This is a genomic window from Nonomuraea sp. KM90 (genome assembly GCF_052246675.1).
Taxonomy (GTDB): domain Bacteria; phylum Actinomycetota; class Actinomycetes; order Streptosporangiales; family Streptosporangiaceae; genus Nonomuraea.
Genome location: NZ_JBQQCB010000051.1, coordinates 52,459 through 69,854 on the forward strand (window position 1 = coordinate 52,459; position 17,396 = coordinate 69,854).

At 73.4% G+C, this 17,396-nt stretch carries 18 protein-coding genes; 10 read left to right on the forward strand and 8 right to left on the reverse strand.

Features of this window, described 5'->3' with window-relative positions; genetic code table 11:
- Nucleotides 1–11: 11 nt before the first annotated feature.
- From ACTWPW_RS36155 to ACTWPW_RS36190, 8 genes are all read left to right on the forward strand, one after another.
- Nucleotides 12–974: an ankyrin repeat domain-containing protein gene (locus tag ACTWPW_RS36155; protein WP_443171289.1), complete on the forward strand. Its 963-nt coding sequence runs from the start codon at nucleotides 12–14 to the stop codon at nucleotides 972–974.
- Between the two features lie 55 nt (nucleotides 975–1,029).
- Entirely contained in the window at nucleotides 1,030–1,551 is a 522-nt protein-coding gene (locus ACTWPW_RS36160; RefSeq protein ID WP_443171290.1) for a DUF4262 domain-containing protein, read from the forward strand.
- Nucleotides 1,548–2,585: a P1 family peptidase gene (locus ACTWPW_RS36165; RefSeq protein WP_443171291.1), complete on the forward strand. Its 1,038-nt coding sequence runs from the start codon at nucleotides 1,548–1,550 to the stop codon at nucleotides 2,583–2,585. The genes ACTWPW_RS36160 and ACTWPW_RS36165 overlap by 4 nt, the downstream gene beginning before the upstream one ends.
- A gap of 156 nt (nucleotides 2,586–2,741) precedes the next feature.
- Nucleotides 2,742–3,083 (forward strand): ArsR/SmtB family transcription factor, encoded by a 342-nt coding sequence (locus ACTWPW_RS36170; RefSeq protein WP_443171292.1) that lies wholly within the window; start codon nucleotides 2,742–2,744, stop codon nucleotides 3,081–3,083.
- A 1-nt stretch (nucleotide 3,084) separates the two neighbouring features.
- A complete protein-coding gene (gene arsB / locus ACTWPW_RS36175; RefSeq protein WP_443171293.1) occupies nucleotides 3,085–4,182 on the forward strand; it encodes an ACR3 family arsenite efflux transporter in 1,098 nt (365 codons plus the stop codon).
- Nucleotides 4,175–4,576 (forward strand): arsenate reductase ArsC, encoded by a 402-nt coding sequence (locus tag ACTWPW_RS36180; RefSeq protein WP_443171294.1) that lies wholly within the window; start codon nucleotides 4,175–4,177, stop codon nucleotides 4,574–4,576. Before arsB ends, ACTWPW_RS36180 begins: the two co-directional genes overlap by 8 nt.
- Before the next feature lie 90 nt (nucleotides 4,577–4,666).
- Nucleotides 4,667–5,326: a hypothetical protein gene (locus ACTWPW_RS36185; protein WP_375112942.1), complete on the forward strand. Its 660-nt coding sequence runs from the start codon at nucleotides 4,667–4,669 to the stop codon at nucleotides 5,324–5,326.
- A gap of 226 nt (nucleotides 5,327–5,552) precedes the next feature.
- Nucleotides 5,553–6,410 (forward strand): ankyrin repeat domain-containing protein, encoded by an 858-nt coding sequence (locus ACTWPW_RS36190; protein ID WP_375112941.1) that lies wholly within the window; start codon nucleotides 5,553–5,555, stop codon nucleotides 6,408–6,410.
- A gap of 162 nt (nucleotides 6,411–6,572) precedes the next feature.
- Here ACTWPW_RS36190 and pip read toward each other — a convergent pair whose 3' ends face one another.
- Together pip and ACTWPW_RS36200 are read right to left on the reverse strand one after the other, a co-directional pair.
- Entirely contained in the window at nucleotides 6,573–7,526 is a 954-nt protein-coding gene (pip, locus tag ACTWPW_RS36195; protein ID WP_443171295.1) for a prolyl aminopeptidase, read from the reverse strand.
- Nucleotides 7,527–7,554: 28 nt separating this feature from the next.
- Nucleotides 7,555–8,544, reverse strand: a complete 990-nt coding sequence (locus ACTWPW_RS36200) for an NAD(P)-dependent alcohol dehydrogenase (RefSeq protein ID WP_375112939.1) — start codon at nucleotides 8,542–8,544, stop codon at nucleotides 7,555–7,557.
- Nucleotides 8,545–8,649: 105 nt separating this feature from the next.
- On the opposite strand from ACTWPW_RS36200, the gene ACTWPW_RS36205 reads away from it, so the two are divergent.
- Complete coding sequence (locus tag ACTWPW_RS36205; protein ID WP_443171296.1) at nucleotides 8,650–10,950, forward strand: ATP-binding protein; 2,301 nt, start codon at nucleotides 8,650–8,652, stop codon at nucleotides 10,948–10,950.
- A 32-nt stretch (nucleotides 10,951–10,982) separates the two neighbouring features.
- Here ACTWPW_RS36205 and ACTWPW_RS36210 read toward each other — a convergent pair whose 3' ends face one another.
- The 4 genes from ACTWPW_RS36210 to ACTWPW_RS36225 are packed head-to-tail and all read right to left on the reverse strand — an operon-like array spanning nucleotide 10,983 to nucleotide 13,946.
- Entirely contained in the window at nucleotides 10,983–11,954 is a 972-nt protein-coding gene (locus tag ACTWPW_RS36210) for a threo-3-hydroxy-L-aspartate ammonia-lyase (RefSeq protein ID WP_375112937.1), read from the reverse strand.
- Between the two features lie 37 nt (nucleotides 11,955–11,991).
- Nucleotides 11,992–12,426, reverse strand: a complete 435-nt coding sequence (locus ACTWPW_RS36215) for an alpha/beta fold hydrolase (protein ID WP_443171297.1) — start codon at nucleotides 12,424–12,426, stop codon at nucleotides 11,992–11,994.
- Nucleotides 12,427–12,451: 25 nt separating this feature from the next.
- Complete coding sequence (locus tag ACTWPW_RS36220; RefSeq protein WP_443171298.1) at nucleotides 12,452–13,300, reverse strand: cytochrome c biogenesis CcdA family protein; 849 nt, start codon at nucleotides 13,298–13,300, stop codon at nucleotides 12,452–12,454.
- Between the two features lie 7 nt (nucleotides 13,301–13,307).
- Nucleotides 13,308–13,946, reverse strand: coding sequence for a redoxin domain-containing protein (locus ACTWPW_RS36225; protein ID WP_443171299.1), 639 nt, complete (start codon nucleotides 13,944–13,946; stop codon nucleotides 13,308–13,310).
- A 126-nt stretch (nucleotides 13,947–14,072) separates the two neighbouring features.
- Here ACTWPW_RS36225 and ACTWPW_RS36230 point away from each other — a divergent pair, with 126 nt between their 5' ends.
- Nucleotides 14,073–15,167, forward strand: a complete 1,095-nt coding sequence (locus tag ACTWPW_RS36230; protein WP_443171300.1) for a serine hydrolase domain-containing protein — start codon at nucleotides 14,073–14,075, stop codon at nucleotides 15,165–15,167.
- Nucleotides 15,168–15,264: 97 nt separating this feature from the next.
- On the opposite strand, the gene ACTWPW_RS36235 is transcribed toward ACTWPW_RS36230, so the two are convergent.
- Together ACTWPW_RS36235 and ACTWPW_RS36240 are read right to left on the reverse strand one after the other, a co-directional pair.
- Nucleotides 15,265–15,615 carry a hypothetical protein gene (locus ACTWPW_RS36235; protein WP_443171301.1) on the reverse strand — a complete coding sequence of 117 codons (351 nt, stop codon included), beginning with the start codon at nucleotides 15,613–15,615 and terminating at the stop codon, nucleotides 15,265–15,267.
- Between the two features lie 17 nt (nucleotides 15,616–15,632).
- Nucleotides 15,633–17,396: hypothetical protein (locus ACTWPW_RS36240; protein ID WP_443171302.1), on the reverse strand; the 1,764-nt coding region annotated here is incomplete at its 5' end.

A 17,396-nucleotide genomic window follows, 5' to 3' on the forward strand; every position in this document is an offset into this window, starting at 1 on the left:
AAGGAGCCGTCATGACCGCCAACGCACCCACCGAATGGTCCGATTTCGGATGGCATGCGTGGGAGGACCTCTCCCTTGTCCGTGCCAGGCTCGACGCCGGCGCCGATCCGAATGCCGGCGCGTACGCCTTCGAGCGGCCGCTGCACGCCGCGGCGGAGCGCGGTTCGCCGGAGGTGGTCGCCGAGCTGGCGGGCCGGGTCGATGACGTCGACGCGGAGTGCGAGGGCCGCACCGCCCTGTGGGAAGCGGTCTTCAACAACCGGCCCGACAACGCCCGTGCCCTGGTCGCGGCCGGAGCCGACCCGTGGCGGCCCATGATGGACGGCTGGTCGCCGGGCCGGCTCAGCCTGGCGGGGCCCACGCCCGGCCAGTTCTTCCCCTTTCCTCCGGGTCACGCCGGCCTGACCGAGGCCGAGACGGCCGCCGTCGAGGAGGCCGACCGGCTGACCGGCGTGCTGGGCGACATCGAGGACGACGGTTTCAGCCTCACGTGCGTACGCGGCATCAGCGCCGCCGAGGCGGCACGGCGCCTGGCCGCCGAACCCGCCGACGAAGAGGAGCTGGAAGAGATCATGGACGACCCCTTCGGCGACGAGGCCATGCAGATCGTCGGCTTCACCGACGTGCCCGGCGGCTGCGTCGTCAGCCAGCGGATGGGATACATGGCCGCCACTCCCGTCGTCATGCAACTGTTGTCCGTGGGCACGATCGCCTACGGCATGTACGCCAACCCCAAGAGCGGCAACCAGGGCCGGGTCTACCGCGACGGCGAGATCGCGGACTGGGACACGCACCCGGGCGGCGGCGACGTCTCCGGCGCCGATCCGGCCGCGGAGATCCTGCTCAAATACCTGTACAACGGCTACGCGGAGGCCTACTGCTTCGCCGGCGCCGGCCTGCGCCCGGCCGACGCCCACTCGATCGCCGAACCGGACACGCACCTGCGGCTCCCGGAACGCGACTACTGGCACTGACCGGCCAGGACAGGTGCCGCGCGACCCTGGCGGAAGATCCCGTACGCTCACGCTCATGCCTGTCGATCTGACCGCATGCCACTGCGTCCTCTGCAACCCGCCCGATGAGCTCGATCGTCGCACCCGGCTGACGATCGGGAAGGTGCAGGAGCACGGCTGGCAGGTCACGATGATTCCCCGTAACGAGCACGGGCCGGGCTGGGCCGTCACGATCGGGTTGTGGCACCACCACCGCTCGCCCGAGTTGGCCATGTTCGGGCTGGACATCCACGACATGCAGACCTGCCTCAACTCCCTGGGCGACAAGGTGATCGCCGGTGAGGCGCTGAAGGCCGGTCAGGAATGGCAGGACATCATCGACCAGCGCCCCGTCGCGATCAAGGCGGTCGACCATCGCTGGTATCACACCTTCTTCGGCACGGCGATCGGCTTCTACCGGCGGCCGCCCTTCCCGTTCCTCCAGGTCGTCTGGCCCTCCCCGGACAACACCTTCCCCTGGCAGGGCGACGGCGACGATCACCAGCCGCACCTGTGGCTGCGGCCGGACGAGCACCCGGCCGGCGTATGGACGCGATGAGCACCCACCCGAGCCCGCGCGTCCGGGCCCGCTCGCTGGGCGTGGTCGTCGGCACGCTGCCGACCGGGCCGCTGAACGCGATCACCGACGTCGAGGGGGTGCTGGTGGGCCACACCACCCTCGACGACGGCGCCGACCTGCACACCGGGGTCACCGCCATCGTTCCCCGGCAGCTGGCCACCGCGCTGCGGGGGCTGCCGGCGGCCGTGCACACGGGCAACGGGTACGGCAAGCTCGTCGGCTCGACCCAGATCGACGAGCTCGGCGTCCTGGAGTCACCGATCGTCCTGACGGCCACGCTGTCGGCGTTCCGGGCGGCGGACGCGCTGGTCACCTACCTGTTGGAGCGCCATCCGGACAGCCTCTCGGTCAACCCCGTCGTGGGAGAGACGAACGACGGCTTCCTGTCCGACATCCGGCGCCGCCCGATCACCGAACGGCACGTGCTCGACGCGCTGGAAGGGGCGTCCGGCGGGCTGCCCGCGGAGGGATGCGTGGGGGCGGGCACCGGCACGACGGCCCTGGGCTACAAGGCCGGCATCGGCACCTCCTCCCGCCGGCAGGTGGTGGACGGCGCTCCGGTGACGGTCGGGGCGCTCGTGCAGGCGAACTTCGGCGGGGTGCTGACCGTCCAGGGTGTCCCGATGCCGGTGGAGGAGCTCGTGCCCGGATCCGTCCGTGAGGAGCCGCCGGGCAACTCCTGCATGATCGTCGTGGCCACCGACGCGCCGCTCGACGCGCGTCAGCTCGGGCGGCTCGCCCGCCGGGCGATCTTCGCGATGGGGCGGGTGGGGGCGTCGTACTCCCATGGCAGCGGCGACTACGCGATCGCCTTCACCACGGCGCCACCCCGGCTCCCCACCCTGCCCGACGACCTGCTGAACCCCGTCTTCACGGCGGTCATGGACTCCGTCGAGGAGGCGCTGCTCAACTCCCTGTTCACCGCGACCGCCACCACGGGCGTCCACGGCCGCACGAGCCATGCGGTGCCGTACGACCGGCTTCCGGGGAGCGGCACGAACCGGGACGGATGATCGCCGCGCGGGCCGGACGAGTAGCCCGTGCGACGGCCCGACTCCAGCCGCAGGATCGGCCGGCGCTCTCATCCCGGTGAGGGCCGATTGGCGTGCACTCATTGATGTGTGTCAATATGGACGTGACTTCGACAACCGTCTATATCAGGGGGTCACGTGGAGCCGCTGCGCATCCTGGAGTGCAGCCCGCCGCTGGTGCGCGAGCAACTGGACACCGGCAAGGCCGTCGAACTCGCCCGCGCCTTCAAGGCTCTGGGCGATCCGGTACGGCTGCGCATCCTGTCGATCGTGGCCAGCCACGTCGGCGGCGAGGTGTGCGTGTGCGACATCAGCGACGCCTTCGACCTGACCCAGCCGACGATCAGCCACCACCTCAAGGTGCTCAGGGACGTCGGGCTGCTCACCCACGAGCGGCGCGGCTCGTGGGTCTACTACCGCCTGGTGCCGGAGAGAATGACCCAGCTGTCGGCCCTGCTCAACATCCCCGCCACGGTCTGACATGTCATCGGATACCGCTCAGGCGCCCGGGATCTCCGCGGCCGTGGTGGGCCGGCTGTCGGTCCTCGACCGGTTCCTGCCGGTGTGGATCGGCGCGGCCATGGCCGCCGGACTGCTGCTCGGCCGGTTCGTCCCGGGCCTGGACACGGCACTGGAGGCGGTGAAGATCGGCGAGATCTCGCTGCCGATCGCGCTCGGGCTGCTGCTGATGATGTACCCGGTGCTGGCCAAGGTCCGCTACGACCGGCTCGACACCGTCACCGGCGACCGCCGCATGCTGATCTCCTCGCTGCTGCTGAACTGGATCGCCGGCCCGGCGCTGATGTTCGCGCTGGCCTGGACCTTCCTACCCGACCTGCCCGAATACCGCACCGGCCTGATCATCGTCGGCCTGGCCCGGTGCATCGCCATGGTGCTCATCTGGAACGACCTGGCCTGCGGCGACCGCGAATCGGCCGCCGTGCTGGTCGCGATCAACTCGATCTTCCAGGTCGTCGCGTTCGGCGCGCTCGGCTGGTTCTACCTCCAGGTGCTGCCCGGCTGGCTCGGCCTGCCCGAGGCCGCGCTGGACGTGTCGATGTGGGACATCGCCCAGTACGTGCTCATCTTCCTCGGCATCCCGCTGCTGGCCGGCTACCTGTCGCGCACCTGGGGCGAACGCGCCAAGGGCCGCACCTGGTACGAGGAGCGCCTCCTGCCCAGGATCGGCCCGCTGGCCCTGTACGGGCTGCTGTTCACCATCGTCATCCTGTTCGCCCTGCAGGGCCAGACCATCAGCGAGCGCCCCCTGGACGTGGCCCGCATCGCGCTGCCCCTGCTGGCCTACTTCCTCGTCATGTGGGGCGGCTCGTTCCTGGCCGGCCGCGCGATCGGCCTGTCCTACGAGCGCACCACCACCCTGGCCTTCACCGCCGCCGGCAACAACTTCGAGCTGGCCATCGCCGTGGCCGTCGGCGTCTTCGGCGTCACCTCCGGCCAGGCCCTGGCCGGCGTGGTCGGCCCGCTCATCGAGGTCCCCGTCCTGGTCGCCCTGGTCTACGTCAGCCTGGCCGGCCGCCGCCTGTTCACCAAGCAGCCCAAGGAGTCCGTACGTGCCTGACAAGCCCAGCGTGCTGTTCGTCTGCGTGCACAACGCAGGCCGCTCCCAGATGGCCGCCGGATGGCTCACCCACCTGGCCGGCGACCGCGTCGAGGTCCGCTCGGCCGGCTCCGCGCCCGCCGACCAGGTCAACCCGGTCGCTGTCGAGGCCATGCGCGAGAGCGGCATCGACATCGCCACCGCACAACCCAAGATCCTCACCGTCGACGCCGTCGAAGCCTCCGACGTGGTCGTCACCATGGGCTGCGGCGACGCCTGCCCGATCTTCCCCGGCAAGCGCTACGAGGACTGGACGCTCGACGACCCGGCCGGCCAGGGCATCGAGGCCGTCCGCGCGATCCGCGACCAGATCCGCACCCGCGTCGAGAAGCTCATCGGCGAGCTGACCGGCTGAGCCGCGCCGGCCTGGGCGGGGCGATTTACGGAGGTTTTAGGCGGTTCGGTGCACTGTTCTCCCATAGCGCAGCTATCGGGAGGAACAGAGATGACCCCTGGGCCGGACGGATTCAGCACCGAGGAAACACTGTCGAACGAGCCGCCCAGGCGCCGCTTCCCACGTTCCCTGCTGCTCGTCGCCACCGCCGCGCTCGTCGCGGTCACGGGCGCCGGCGTCGCCGCCGCCTCGGTGTTCTCACCCACGCCGGCCCCGACGCCCACGGCCGGCGACACCACCACACCGTCGGCGAGCCCGTCCAGCACGACGCCGCCCGGACGGGGCTGGGGCGGTCACCGGATGGGCCGTGCCCTGCACGGCGAGTTCGTCGTACCCGACGTCGAGGGCAGGTACGTGACGGTCGCCACCCAGTACGGCGACGTCACGGCGGTGGACCAGGACTCGATCACGGTCAGGAGCGAGGACGGCTACACCAAGGAGTACGCGGTCACCGGCGACACCCGGATCAACCGCGGCGGCGAGGGCATCGACGCGGTGAAGGCCGGGCAGAAGGTCATGGTCATGGCGAAGGTGGAGGGCGGCACGGCCACCGCCGTCTCGATCCGCGACGCCACCATGCGCAAGGGGTGGGGCCGGGACGGCAAGGGCGACCACCGGCACCACGACCACCGGCCCGGCCGGCCGCCGACCGGCACCCCGACACCGTCCGCCGCCCCGACAATGACCGTCACCCCTACGCCGACCTCCTGACCGCCTGTCCGTGCACCGCAGCACGACGGTGACGCGGTACCGCTCCGGCTCCTCCCTCGGGGGCGGCACCGGATCGACGAACACGTACCCCTCAGCGACCGACGGCTGATTCTGCGGGAACCAGCGGCGACCGGATCCCGTGATCTTCACGTACGCCACCGTGCCGGTGCATGATGTGTCGTTCGTGCCGTCTTTGTGAAGGCCGTCTTTGAGGGGAGTCACCGGTATGGAGGACGACGAGGTGCTGGCGTTGCACACGGCAGCGGAGGAGGGCTCGGCCGAGGAGGTCGCGGAGCTGGCCGGTCGGGTGGCGGACGTCGACGCCGAGGAGGAGGGCCGTACCGCGCTCTGGGTCGCCGTGTACGAGGGCAACCACGACCACGCCCGCGCCCTGGTGGCCGCCGGGGCCGACCCGTGGCGGCCGATGATGAGCGGCTGGTCGCCCGGGCGCCTCAGCCTGGCCGGACCGGAGCCCGGCCTGTTCGAGCTCCCCGCCGGGACGGACGGGCTGACGGAGGGCGAGGCCGCCGCGGTGGCGGAGGCGAAGCGGCTCACGGCGGCGCTGGGCTCTCACTACTACGACGGCGTGGGGCTGGCCTGCGTGGCCGGGATCAGCGCGGCAGAGGCGACCCGGCGCCTGGAGGCGACGGTCGAGGACGTCGATCCCGAGGAGTTCCTCGACCGGATCGACCCCTTCGACGACGAGAGCCTGCGCTTCGTCGGCGTCACCGACGTGCCCGGCGGCTGCGTCGTCACGCAGCCCTGGGGGTACGTTCCGCAGGCTCCCGGCGCGACCAGGCACCTGTCCGCGGGCACCGTCTGCTACGGCATGTACGCCAACCCCAAGAGCGGCAACCAGGGCAGCATCGTCCGCGACGGCGAGATCGTCGGCTGGGACCTGCATCCGGGCGGCGCCCCCTGGGAGGACGACGGCGCCCAGGAGGTCCTGCTCTCCTACCTCTACAAGTACAACGCGGTGGCCTACGCCTGCGCCTACGCGGGCCTGCGGCTGACCGAGGCCCGCGCGATCACCGGCCCGCCCGACACCTGGCTGCGCCTGCCGGAACGCGACCACTGGAACTGACCCCGCTCATGCGAGCAGGGCCGCGACCACGCCGCCGTCCACCACGATCCCCGCTCCGGTGACGAAGCCGCCGCCGGAGCATGCGGGCCTGCCGCTCCCGGCTCGTCCCGGCGCGGACCCGGAACGGCCGGCCACCGTGGTGTTCGCCGCGCTCCAGGGCGCTCAGTCCCGGAAGCGGTCGGTGGCCTCGATGAGCCGGTGCAGCGTGCCGGGCTCGGCGCCCGCGTGCCCGGCGTCCTCCACGATCTGGAACTCGGCCTCCGGCCAGGCCAGGTGCAGGTCCCAGGCGGCCTCCGGCGGCGTCTTCATGTCATAGCGCCCGTTGACGATCATGCACGGGAGGTGCCTGATCGGATCGACGTCGAGCAGCTCGCCGTCCTCCAGGAAGCAGCCCTGGCCGAAGTAGTGCGCCTCGATCCGCGCGAACGCCACCAGGTCCCGATCGTCCAGCGGCGGCGGCGGGACGGGCAGCAGCGAGTTGGCCAACAGCTCCCAGGCGGCCCACGCCCGCGCCGCCGGGACGTGCACCGCCGGGTCCGGGTCGAACAGCCTGCGGTGGTAGGCCCGCAGGAGGTCGTCGCGCTCCTCGGCGGGCACGAAGTCGCGGAAGGCCGCCCACTCCGCCGGGAACAGCCGCGCCGCTCCCGTGGGGGTGAACGCCCACGGCTCGTCGGCGGCCCTGGCCAGGTAGACGCCGCGCAGCACGAGCTCGCTCACCCGCCGCGGATGCCGCCGCGCGTACGCCAGGGCCAGCGTGCTGCCCCACGACCCGCCGAACACCAGCCACCGTCCGACCCCGAGCCGCTCCCTGAGCAGCTCGATGTCCGCGACCAGGTGCGCGGTCGTGTTGGCCGCCAGCGACACCCCGGGGTCACCGGCGTGCGGCCGGCTGCGGCCGCAGTTGCGCTGGTCGAAGAGCACGATCCGGTACGCCTCCGGGTCGAAGAACCTGCGCTGGTCCGGCAGGACCCCGCCGCCCGGCCCGCCGTGCAGGAAGACCGCGGGTTTGCCGTCCGGGTTGCCGCAGATCTCCCAGTAGAGCTCGTTCCCGTCGCCGACCTCCAGCAGCCCGGTCTCGTACGGCTCAATCGGCGGATAAAACGTCCTTTGTCCCATAACCAACAGACCTACCACCGCAACCTGCTCAAACGGTGACCACGACCTTGCCCCTCGCATGGCCCCGTTCGAGATAGCGGACGGCTTCCGCGGTCTCGTCCAGCGAGTACGTCCGGTCGATGACCGGCATGAGCTTCCCCGTCTCGACGAGCCCGTTCAGCACGGCGAGGTCCTCCTGGCTGTTGCGGCACAGGAGGAACCCCATTTGCTGCGGCACGACCCGGGCCAGCAGGAAGAGCCGGAGCAGCCCGAGCGGTGCCCCCAGCCACTCCCCCTTGGACGGCGCGCACTCCACGAACACGCCCCTGCGGGTGAGAACGCGCCGGTTCGCGGTGAACCGGCGGTTCGCCACCATGTCGAGCACCACGTCGTACCGCCTCCCGGTACGGGTGTAGTCCTCCTTGGTGTAGTCGATGACGTGGTCGGCCCCGATCGAGCGGACCAGCTCCACGTTCCGCGTGCTGCACACCCCGGTCACCTCCGCGCCCAGCGCCTTGGCGACCTGCACCGAGAACGTCCCCAGCCCGCCCGCCGCCCCGTTGACCAGGACCCGGTGGCCCGCCCGCACCCCGGCCTTGTCGCGCACCGCCTGCACCGAGCAGACCCCCGCCACCGGCATGGCCGCCGCCTGCTCGAACGTCAGGCCGGCCGGCATCCTGTGCACCATGGCGTCCTGGCGCAGGCAGGCGTACTCGGCGAAGCCCGTCGTGCCCGGCACGAGATACAACCCGCAGCCGCCGTACACCTCGTCCCCGGGACGGAACCTGGTGACGTTCCGGCCCACCGCCTCGACGCTGCCCGCCAGGTCGCCGCCCAGGGCGCCGGACCTGGGCCGGGTCAGGCCGTTCTGCAGGCGGGTGATATAGGGCTTCCCGCGCATGATGTGCCAGTCGAGCGGGTTGACCGAGGCCGCCCGTACGCGGATCAGCACGTCGTCGTCCCCGACGGCGGGCATGTCCACGTCCTCGAGCCGGAGGACGTCCGGCGGCCCGTAAGCGTGGTAGCGGATTGCCTTCATGGCGCCCCCTCGAATTCGCCGAGCACTGCCCCCAGACTGCGGCCGCGCCCCCGGGCGGCGAAATCACGTGAATTCGTGATTGGCGGTAGTAGTGTCCGAGCCACCATGGCCAGACCCCCGCGCCGCCCGGGCAACCTGCCGGCTGAGGCGACCAGCTTCGTCGGCCGCCGCCGCGAGCTCGCGGCCGTCAGGAGGAAGCTGACCGAGGCCCGGCTGGTCAGCCTCGTCGGCCCGGGCGGGGTCGGCAAGACGCGCCTCGCGCTGCGGCTGGCCGGCGATCTCGGGCGCGGGTTCCCGGACGGCGCGTGGCTGGTCGAGCTGGCCGAGGTACGCGATCCCACGCTGGTCGCCGACGCGGTCATGGCGGCCCTGGACCTGCGTGACCAGGCGGCCACCGAACCGGCCGCGCGGCTGCGGTCGTACCTGCGGGACAAGAGGGCGCTGCTGGTCGTCGACAACTGCGAGCACCTGCTCGCGGTCACCGCGCCGCTCGTCGCGGACCTCATGCGGGCGGCCCCCGGCGTGCGCGTGATCGCCACCAGCCGGGAGCCCCTGTCGGCGCCCGGCGAGCACGTCGTGCCCGTGCCGCCGCTCGACCTGCCCGCGCCGCACGCCCGCGTGCCCCTCGCGAAGCTGCGGCAGAACGAGGCGGTCAGGCTGTTCACGGAGCGGGCCGCCGCCGGGTCGGGCACGTTCGAGCTGACGGCGGCGAACCAGGCGGCCGTGGCCGACCTGTGCCGCCGCCTCGACGGCCTGCCGCTGGCGATCGAGCTGGCGGCCGTCAGGACGCGGGTGCTCACCGCCGAGCAGATCCTCGACCGCCTGTCCGACCGGTTCGGGCTGCTCACCGGGGGCGGCCGGGCCGCGCTCCCGCGCCACCAGACGCTGCGTACCACCGTCGACTGGAGCCACGACCTGCTGGCGGCGGACGAGCAGGCGCTGCTGCGGCGGCTGTGCGCGTTCGCGGGCAGGTTCACGCTGGAGGACGTCGAAGCGGTCTGCGCGTACGGGGACGCCCCGGCGGGCCGCACGCTGGACCTGGTGGCCTCGCTCGTCGACAGGTCCCTGGTGCTGAAGGAGGACGCCGGCGGCCTGGCCTGCTACCGGCTGCACGAGACGATGCGCGAGTACGCCGCGCTCAAGCTCCGGGAGGCGGGCGAGGAGGAGGCCCTCGACCGCCGGTTCACCGGCTACTACCTCGCCCGCTGCCTGGGGTCCGGGCCGCGGGTCCGGCAGCGGCTGGCCGAGTGGCTCGACTGGATGGACCTGGAGATCGACAACGTCCGGGCGGTCCTGCGGGGATGCGTGACCCGGCGGGACGCGTCACGCGGGACGGCCCTGGCGTACACCGTCGGCTACTACTGGATCACGCGCGCGCTCAACGAGGGCGTCCGGTGGCTCGGCGAGCTGCTCGCGTGCGGGGACAGCGGTCCCGAGGGGCGGGCGTACGCGCTGTTCATGCGGGGTTTCCTGGCGGTGCTGCAGTCCGACCCGGCCGGCGCGGGGCCGGCGCTGGCGGAGGCGGTCACCATCGCCAGGGAGGCGGGGCTGCCGGCCGTCCTGTCGCAGTCGCTGTCCCTGGCGTCGATGGCGGCGAGCATGGCGGGGGATCATCCGTCGGCCGCGCGCCTGGGCGAGGAGGCCAGGGCCGTCACCGAGGGGATCGACGACGACCAGGCCCGCCTCATGTACCTGCAGTCACGCGCGCTCAACGGCCTCTTCCAGGGCGATCTCGACGCGGTCGTCGCGGCGGCGTCGGAGGGCGTGCGCCTCGGCCGGGAGAGCGGCGACCTCTACAGCCTCGACATGATGCTGCTGAACCTGGGCTCGGCCAGGCTGATCGCCGGAGCGCTCGACGAGGCCGAGCCGCTGCTGACCGAGGCGTTGCGGATCGCGTACCGGATCGACGACCGGGTGGGGCAGTACGTCCTGCTCGACGCCCTGGGCTGCCACGCCGCGGGCTCGGGGCGGGCACAGCCGGCCGCGCGGCTGCTGGGGGCGGCGGAGACCGTACGCGCGGGGGCCGGGGCCGGTGTCCTGCCGTACCTCGCGCCGCTGCTGGCCCGGGCCGAGGAGACGGCCAGGGCGGCGCTGGGGGCGGCCGGGTTCGAGGACCAGTTCGCGGCCGGGCGGCGCCTGAGCCGGGACGCCGCGATCGCTCTGGCGCTCGGCGAGCCCGACCCGGCCGCCGCCGCCGAATCCGCGGAAACGGGCCCGGCGCCGCTCGGCCGGCGGGAGGCGGAGGTCGCCCGGCTGGTCGCGGAGGGGCTCAGCAACAAGCAGATCGGGGCCCGGCTGTTCATCTCGGAGCACACGGTGGACAGCCACGTACGCGCGATCATGAACAAGCTCGGCGTCAACTCCCGTGCCCAGATCGCCGCCTGGACGGCCGCCACCCGACAGTAGCCCTCGCCCACCACGCGCCCGACGCGACGGGGTCAGTCGGTCGCGCACAGCTCGGCGAAGCGCCGCGCGTCGACGTTGCCGCCGGAGACGATCAGCCCGATCCGCCGCGGCACGTCCTCCACCCGCCCGGCCAGCAGCGCGGCCAGCGGAGTCGCACCGCTGGGCTCCATGACGACCTTCATGCGTTCGAAGGCCAGCCGCATCGCCGCCCGGATGTCGTCGTCACTCACCAGGGCGACGTCGTCGACCAGGTGCCTGTTGATGGAGAACGTCAGCTCGCCGGGGATCTCGGCCGCCTGGCCGTCGGCGATCGTCCGCGGGATGGGGATGGACACCCGCTCCCCCGCGCTCAGCGACCGCTTGGTGTCGTCGCCCGCCTCCGGCTCCACCCCGATCACCCGGATCCCGGGCAGCGTCCCCTTGGCCGCGGTGGCGCTGCCCGCGATGAGCCCGCCGCCGCCGATGGGCACGAGCACCGCGTCCAGGTCGCCGACCTCCTCGATGAGCTCCAGCGCGGCGGTGCCCTGGCCGGCGATGACGTGCGGGTGCTCGTACGGGGGGATGAGCGTCAGGCCGCGCTCGGCCGCCAGCGCCTCGCCGATGGCCACCCGGTCGCCGGTGTAGCGGTCGTACGTGACGACCTCCGCGCCGTAGCCGGCGGTGGCCTCCCGCTTGGAGCGCGGGGCGTCCTCGGGCATGACGATCACCGCGGTGCTGCCCAGCTCGCGCGCGGCCAGCGCGACCGCCTGGGCGTGGTTGCCGGACGAGTACGCCGCGATGCCCCTGCCCAGCTGCTCCGCCGAGAGCCGGGAGACGGCGTTGTAGGCGCCGCGGAACTTGAACGCCCCGATGCGCTGGAAGTTCTCGCACTTGAGGAAGACCTCGGCGCCCACGAGGGCGTCCAGGGTGCGGGAGCGCAGGACGGGCGTACGGTGGGCGACGCCCTTGAGCCGCGCGGCGGCGTCGTGAACGTCGTCCAGGGTGACCGGCAGTGCGTTCGTCATGCTCGCTGTTCCTCCAAGGGTGCGGGGATCCGGGCGCCTATCTTGGAGCTTGCCCTCTTCCGCCCCTCTTGCGGAAGTACCGCGCCGTTCCTCGGTCCAGGAACCCGGACACGGCCTCCAGCCAGCGAACGGGCTGGTCGACGTGCGCCATGTGCCCCGCCTCGTCGAGAACCTCGGCCCGGGCCGAGGGGATCAGCTCGGCGGCCTCCTCGGCCAGCGACGCCGGGAACGTCATGTCCTGCCGGCCGTGCAGCAGCAGGATCGGCACGCCGAGGCGGGCCAGGCGTTCGGCGGCCCTGTCCGGGCGCGCGGCGGGCAGCGTCCCGTTCCGCCACGGGCGCTGCCACTCGGCCGAGAAGCGTACGCGGACTCGCCCAGAGGCCCGTGGACCGAGCTCGCCTTCCTGATCACCGCCCGCACCCGACACGCCCAGACCGGCCGCTGAACCCACCGGGCTCGCGGCCGGGCCCATGGAGCCAGGGCGCGGGGTGGGGGGCTCACCCGGGTGTGCGGTTGCGGCGGCGGGCTCGGTGCAGGGTGAGCGCGGCGAGGGTCAGCAGGGCGGCGACGGCCACGAGCCAGCCCGCGCCGAGCCCCGACAGCCAGCCGACGACGGCGGTCTGGGCCACCGTCACCGCACCCACGACGGGGTCGTCCGTGGTGCCGCCCGAGAAGACGCGCAGCTCGTACCACCCGTAGTAGGCCACGTACAGGCCGGCGAGCACGAGCAGGGCGCCGCCGACCCGGGAGACGTACGGGAGGAGCCGCCGCAGCCTGGCCACCGCGGCGGCGCGGGCGAGCGCCACCGCCAGGGAGAGCGCGGCGACGACCAGGCCCATGCCGAGCGCGTACGCGGCGAAGGCGGCCGCGCCGCCGAGCACCCCGCCACCGGACAGGGAGGCCGAGGTGACCGCGAGGAACGGCCCGACCGTGCAGGACAGGGAGGCCAGCGCGTACGACAGCCCGTAGCCGTACAGGGAGAGCGGCGCGGCGGTGGGCCGGCCGGTGGCCAGCCCCGGTACGCGGAGCAGCAACTCGCGCCCGGACAGCAGCCAGACGCCGAGCCCGACCAGCAGCACCCCGATGACCAGGGTCGCCCACGGCAGGTAGGCCCCCACCGAGACGGCCAGCGCGGTGACCACCACCCCGAACAGCCCGAAGACGGTGACGAATCCGGCGGTCATCGCCCCGGACAGGACCAGCGCCCGGATCACCGGGCGGGTGCCGCCGGTGTCGTTGATGAGGAGGGTGAGGTAGGCCGGCAGCATGGCGAAGCCGCACGGGTTGAAGGCGGCCACGGTGCCGGCGGTGAGCGCGAGGGCGAGCGGCAGCTCGGAGGCGAACACGGCTGCGCTATCGGCCGAGGAGCGCGCGGAGGTGCTCGTCCAGCTTGGCCTGATCGAGCGGACCCGTGGCCTTCCGCGTGGAGCCGTCCGGCTTCATGAACACGAACGTGGACTGTGCGCTGACGCCCAGCTTCGTCCACACCGCGCCCTTGGCGTCGGACAGGTGCACGATGCCGCCGCCGCCGGTCCCGGTGGTCTGGACGAACTCCTTCATCGCCGGCTCGGTGTCCAGCCCCGCCACGCCGACGAACGCCACCTCACCGTATCGGGCGGCGGCGGCCTTCACCGCGGGCGCCTCCGAGCGGCACTTCGGGCACCAGGGCGCCCAGAACCAGAAGACCACCGGCCGACCCGCCAGGCTCGCCCCCTCGAACCCCTGGCCGTCCAGCGTCTTCGCGGAGAACTTCAGCGCGGCGGGCACCACGGCGGCCGCGCTCGCCGTCCCCGATGACGGCGACGCCGATGCGGAGGCGGGTGGGGAGGAGGCGGGTGGGGATGAGGCGGGTGGTGAGGCCGCGCCGGAGGCTCCCTCCTGCCCGGAGGTGGCCTCCCCGGCGACGCCCTGTCCCGCGCCACCGCACGCGGCGACCAATAAGACCCCCGCCACCAGCACGGCAGCCGCTCGCATCGACCTCATACCTGTCATACCGCCGAGCGTAGAGCGATCTCCCCCGCGAGTTCTTACAAGCCGGTGACAACAACCTCGGGAGAGGCGATGACTCCCGTCCGCCGCGGCGGTCTACTCAAGGGACGCGACAGCTGAGGAGGGACCATGGTGAACGGCTTGCAGGGGCGGCTCCAGGACGTGGCCGACGAACTGGTGCGTTCCGGGGCAGAGCGGGGCCTGCAGATCGCCGTCTACCGGCACGGTGAGCTGGTCGCCGACGTCGTGGCGGGGCTCGCCGACCCCGCCACCGACCGGCCGGTCACCCCGGGCACCCCGTTCCACGCCTTCTCGGCGGGCAAGGGGCTGACGGCGACGGTCGTACACGTGCTCGCCGAGCGCGGCGCCCTCGGCTACGACACGCCGATCGCGCGGATCTGGCCGGAGTTCGGGGCGCACGGCAAGGACACGGCCACGGTACGGGACGCGCTCACGCACTCGACGGGCGTGCCGGGGCTGCCGGCGGACCTCACCCCGGAGGACCTGTGCGACTGGGAGAAGACGTGCGCGCTGATCGCCGCCGCCCGGCCGTGGTGGGAGCCGGGCACGGCGACCGGCTACCACTCCTACACCTTCGGCCACATCGTCGGCGAGATCGTCCGCCGGGTCACCGGCACACCGGTCTCCCAGGTGCTCAGGGAGGAGGTCGCCGCCCCGCTGGGGGTGGCGGGCGAGCTGTTCCTCGGGGTGCCGGAGGCCGAGCTGGGCCGGCTCGCGCGGCTGGAGGACGTGCCCGGCTTCGCCGAGGCGCCCGAGGGCTCCCCGGCCCTCGCGGTCGCGCCGCGGGGCGTGCGGCCGACGGCGGCCTTCGGCAACCGCGCCGATGTGCTGTCGGCGGCGATCCCCGCGGGTGGGCAGCTCACCGCCCGCGCCGCGGCCCGCATGTACGCGGCGCTCCTCGGCCCGGTGGACGGGGTACGGCTGATCTCGCCCGACCGGCTCCGCGAGGTGACCGCGCCGGTCGTGGACGGCGTGGACCGGGTGTTCGGCAACCGGGCGGTGCTGTCGAACGGCTACGCCGTCGGCCGTCTGGGCACGGATCCGGACGACACCCCGACGGTGTTCGGCTGGGCGGGCAGCGGCGGCAGCTACGCCGGCGCCGACACCGCCACCGGGGTGGCGTTCGCGGTGACCAAGAACCGGCTGGCCGCCGACTTCGGCACCGCGCAGACGATCGCCGCCCTCATCGCCGACGCCGCGTAGCCGTCACCCGACGATCGAGCCGCCGTCCCGTCCAGAGCCGGGGGAGGCAGCCCGGCCGCCGTCCCGCTCAGCGCCAGCCGCCGTCCCCGTTCCGGGCTCAGCCGATGGTCAGGCTGCTGTCGCCGTCGATGAAGTAGAAGAAGTCGCCGTCCCCGCCGACTGATGCGCCCGTGTAGTCCCCGTGGTGCGACCACGCGCCACCGCCGTCGTCCGGGACCGGCTCGGCCCCGGGCCCGGCCGCCGCACCCGCCCCAGCGTCCCACCCCTGGTCCCATCCCTCCCCCCACCCGCCGCTCTCGGTCGCCGTCGGGTCGGTGGCGGTCACGAAGGCGGCCCCGCCCGCCACGGCGACGGCGGCCGGGACCCGGAACCGGGACTCCGACGCCTCCCCGGCATAGGCCCGCGACTCCTCGCGAACCCGATCGAACTGACTGGTGAAGAGCGCCATGAGCAGGGCCTCCGGTATCAGAAGTCGAGGAAGCGCGGCGTCCGTACGGCCTCGCGGGCGGCCCGCAGGTGGTCGGCGATCTCGCCGCGCCGCAGCCGCACCCCGGACCCGCCCGGGTAGCGGCGCATCACGTCCAGGACGGCCAGACGGCGGGCCACCGCGCGCAGCGCCGGCGGCCGCGCGGCCTCCGGGGCGGCGGCGAGCTCCTGGGCGATGCGCCGCGCGGTCTCCCAGCGCAGGCCGAACACGTTCTCAGTCAGCACGTACGCGAGCACCGGCAGCGAGGTGGAGACCAGCGCGTTCCAGCGGTCCAGCACCATCGCCCACCCGCGCTCCGACTGTGCGGTCACCTGCGCCTTGCGCTGCTCGCCCTGGGCGTGCGACGAGTACGCCTGGGAGATGCCCGACACCGCGAACACCGGGTTCAGCAGCGCCGCGGCCCCGAGCGACAGCGCCGCCCCCGCGTAGCTGACCTTGGGCAGCGCGTCGGGGTCGAGGTCCATCACGCGGGAGAGCTGCACGGCGAGCTGCCCGGTCTCGGTGGCGGCCCGCTGCGCCGGGGCGAGCGCGGCCCGCAGCTTCGGCTCCCCCGCCTTCAGCCAGCCCGGCTCGGCGCCGCCGGTGACCGCCGCGAGGAGCAGCGCGTCCCGGTGCCGCAGGAAGGCCGGCAACACGGAGACGACCTGGTCGAGGTGCGACTGCAGCTCTCCCAACCCGACCTGCAGCACGGCGGCGACGCGGGCGCGTTCGTCGCCGCTCCCCGGCAGCGTGACGGGCTCGGACAGGCCGTCCGCGCCGGCGTCGCCGAGCAGCGCCGCGTGCAGCTCGTAGAACGGGCCGAACACGGTGTAGAGCAGGTAGTCCTCCTCCAGCCCGACGGCGGCCCGCAACATGCCGGGCACCTGCGCCGCGCCCGCGCCCGCGCACGCGTTGGCCCACGCCCTGACCTCGGTGTGCAGCGCCTGCACGAGCTCGGGCTGCGCGACGACCCTGAGGTCGGTACGCTCGCTGGTCAGCCGCAGCTCCGCCCGCCGCGGCTCCGGCCGCCCCTCGACGCTCCTGATCGCCTCGTACGGGATCCGGACGTTGACCCCGCTGCCCTTCACCCGCATGCCGTCGGGCGCGAACGCGCACGCGACCGGCCGCCCGTCGGCCAGCTCGGCGGGCAGCACCCCCGAGCCGAGCGTGCGCCCGGCGGCTGCCCGCAGCTCCGCGTTCTGGTGCAGCCGGCGCCCGAACACCTCGGAGGCGCACTCCACCGTCACGGGCCCGTGTGCCGGGCTGAACACGACGAACCGCTCGGCGGTCCCGGCGATCCGCAACTGCCGGTCGCCGAGGTCGAAGCGGGCGAGCACGCGCTGCGTGTCCGGCGCCTGGAACTCCAGGGCGTGCTCGCTCAGCACGCAGTCCGCCTTGATCGTCCCCGCGCCGCCCAGCCCGCGCAGCGAGACCGGCGCCGAGGTGCCCACCGTGCGCGACCCCGGTTCCGCCGCCCCCACGACGGTGAGGAACGCCTTGCGCACCTCGGGGGTGACGAGGTGCAGGGTCGCACCGGTGAGGAAATGCCCGCCGAGCAGGGCGCCGCCCCGCAGCTCGACCGCGCTCGGCCCGGCGGGTGTCACGTTGACCCGGTTGACGGGCCACTCCAGGGGGATCCGGCCGCGGCTGCGCAGCTGCAGGCGGCCTCCCGCGATCACGACGTACGCGGCCAGCTCCGCCGGGGCGGCCTCCTCCTCGCCGGCCGCGGACCGGTCGGGCTCCGACTCGTACCGCGGGGTGAT

Bases quoted from the DNA above. Each gene is read 5' to 3' on its own strand.
- ACTWPW_RS36155 (WP_443171289.1), top strand. From the start codon at position 12: ATGACCGCCAACGCACCCACCGAATGGTCCGATTTCGGATGGCATGCG.
- ACTWPW_RS36160 (WP_443171290.1), top strand. From the start codon at position 1,030: ATGCCTGTCGATCTGACCGCATGCCACTGCGTCCTCTGCAACCCGCCC.
- ACTWPW_RS36165 (WP_443171291.1), top strand. From the start codon at position 1,548: ATGAGCACCCACCCGAGCCCGCGCGTCCGGGCCCGCTCGCTGGGCGTG.
- arsB (WP_443171293.1), top strand. From the start codon at position 3,085: ATGTCATCGGATACCGCTCAGGCGCCCGGGATCTCCGCGGCCGTGGTG.
- ACTWPW_RS36185 (WP_375112942.1), top strand. From the start codon at position 4,667: ATGACCCCTGGGCCGGACGGATTCAGCACCGAGGAAACACTGTCGAAC.
- ACTWPW_RS36190 (WP_375112941.1), top strand. From the start codon at position 5,553: ATGGAGGACGACGAGGTGCTGGCGTTGCACACGGCAGCGGAGGAGGGC.
- pip (WP_443171295.1), bottom strand. From the start codon at position 7,526: ATGGGACAAAGGACGTTTTATCCGCCGATTGAGCCGTACGAGACCGGG.
- ACTWPW_RS36200 (WP_375112939.1), bottom strand. From the start codon at position 8,544: ATGAAGGCAATCCGCTACCACGCTTACGGGCCGCCGGACGTCCTCCGG.
- ACTWPW_RS36205 (WP_443171296.1), top strand. From the start codon at position 8,650: ATGGCCAGACCCCCGCGCCGCCCGGGCAACCTGCCGGCTGAGGCGACC.
- ACTWPW_RS36210 (WP_375112937.1), bottom strand. From the start codon at position 11,954: ATGACGAACGCACTGCCGGTCACCCTGGACGACGTTCACGACGCCGCC.
- ACTWPW_RS36215 (WP_443171297.1), bottom strand. From the start codon at position 12,426: ATGGGCCCGGCCGCGAGCCCGGTGGGTTCAGCGGCCGGTCTGGGCGTG.
- ACTWPW_RS36225 (WP_443171299.1), bottom strand. From the start codon at position 13,946: ATGACAGGTATGAGGTCGATGCGAGCGGCTGCCGTGCTGGTGGCGGGG.
- ACTWPW_RS36230 (WP_443171300.1), top strand. From the start codon at position 14,073: ATGGTGAACGGCTTGCAGGGGCGGCTCCAGGACGTGGCCGACGAACTG.
- ACTWPW_RS36235 (WP_443171301.1), bottom strand. From the start codon at position 15,615: ATGGCGCTCTTCACCAGTCAGTTCGATCGGGTTCGCGAGGAGTCGCGG.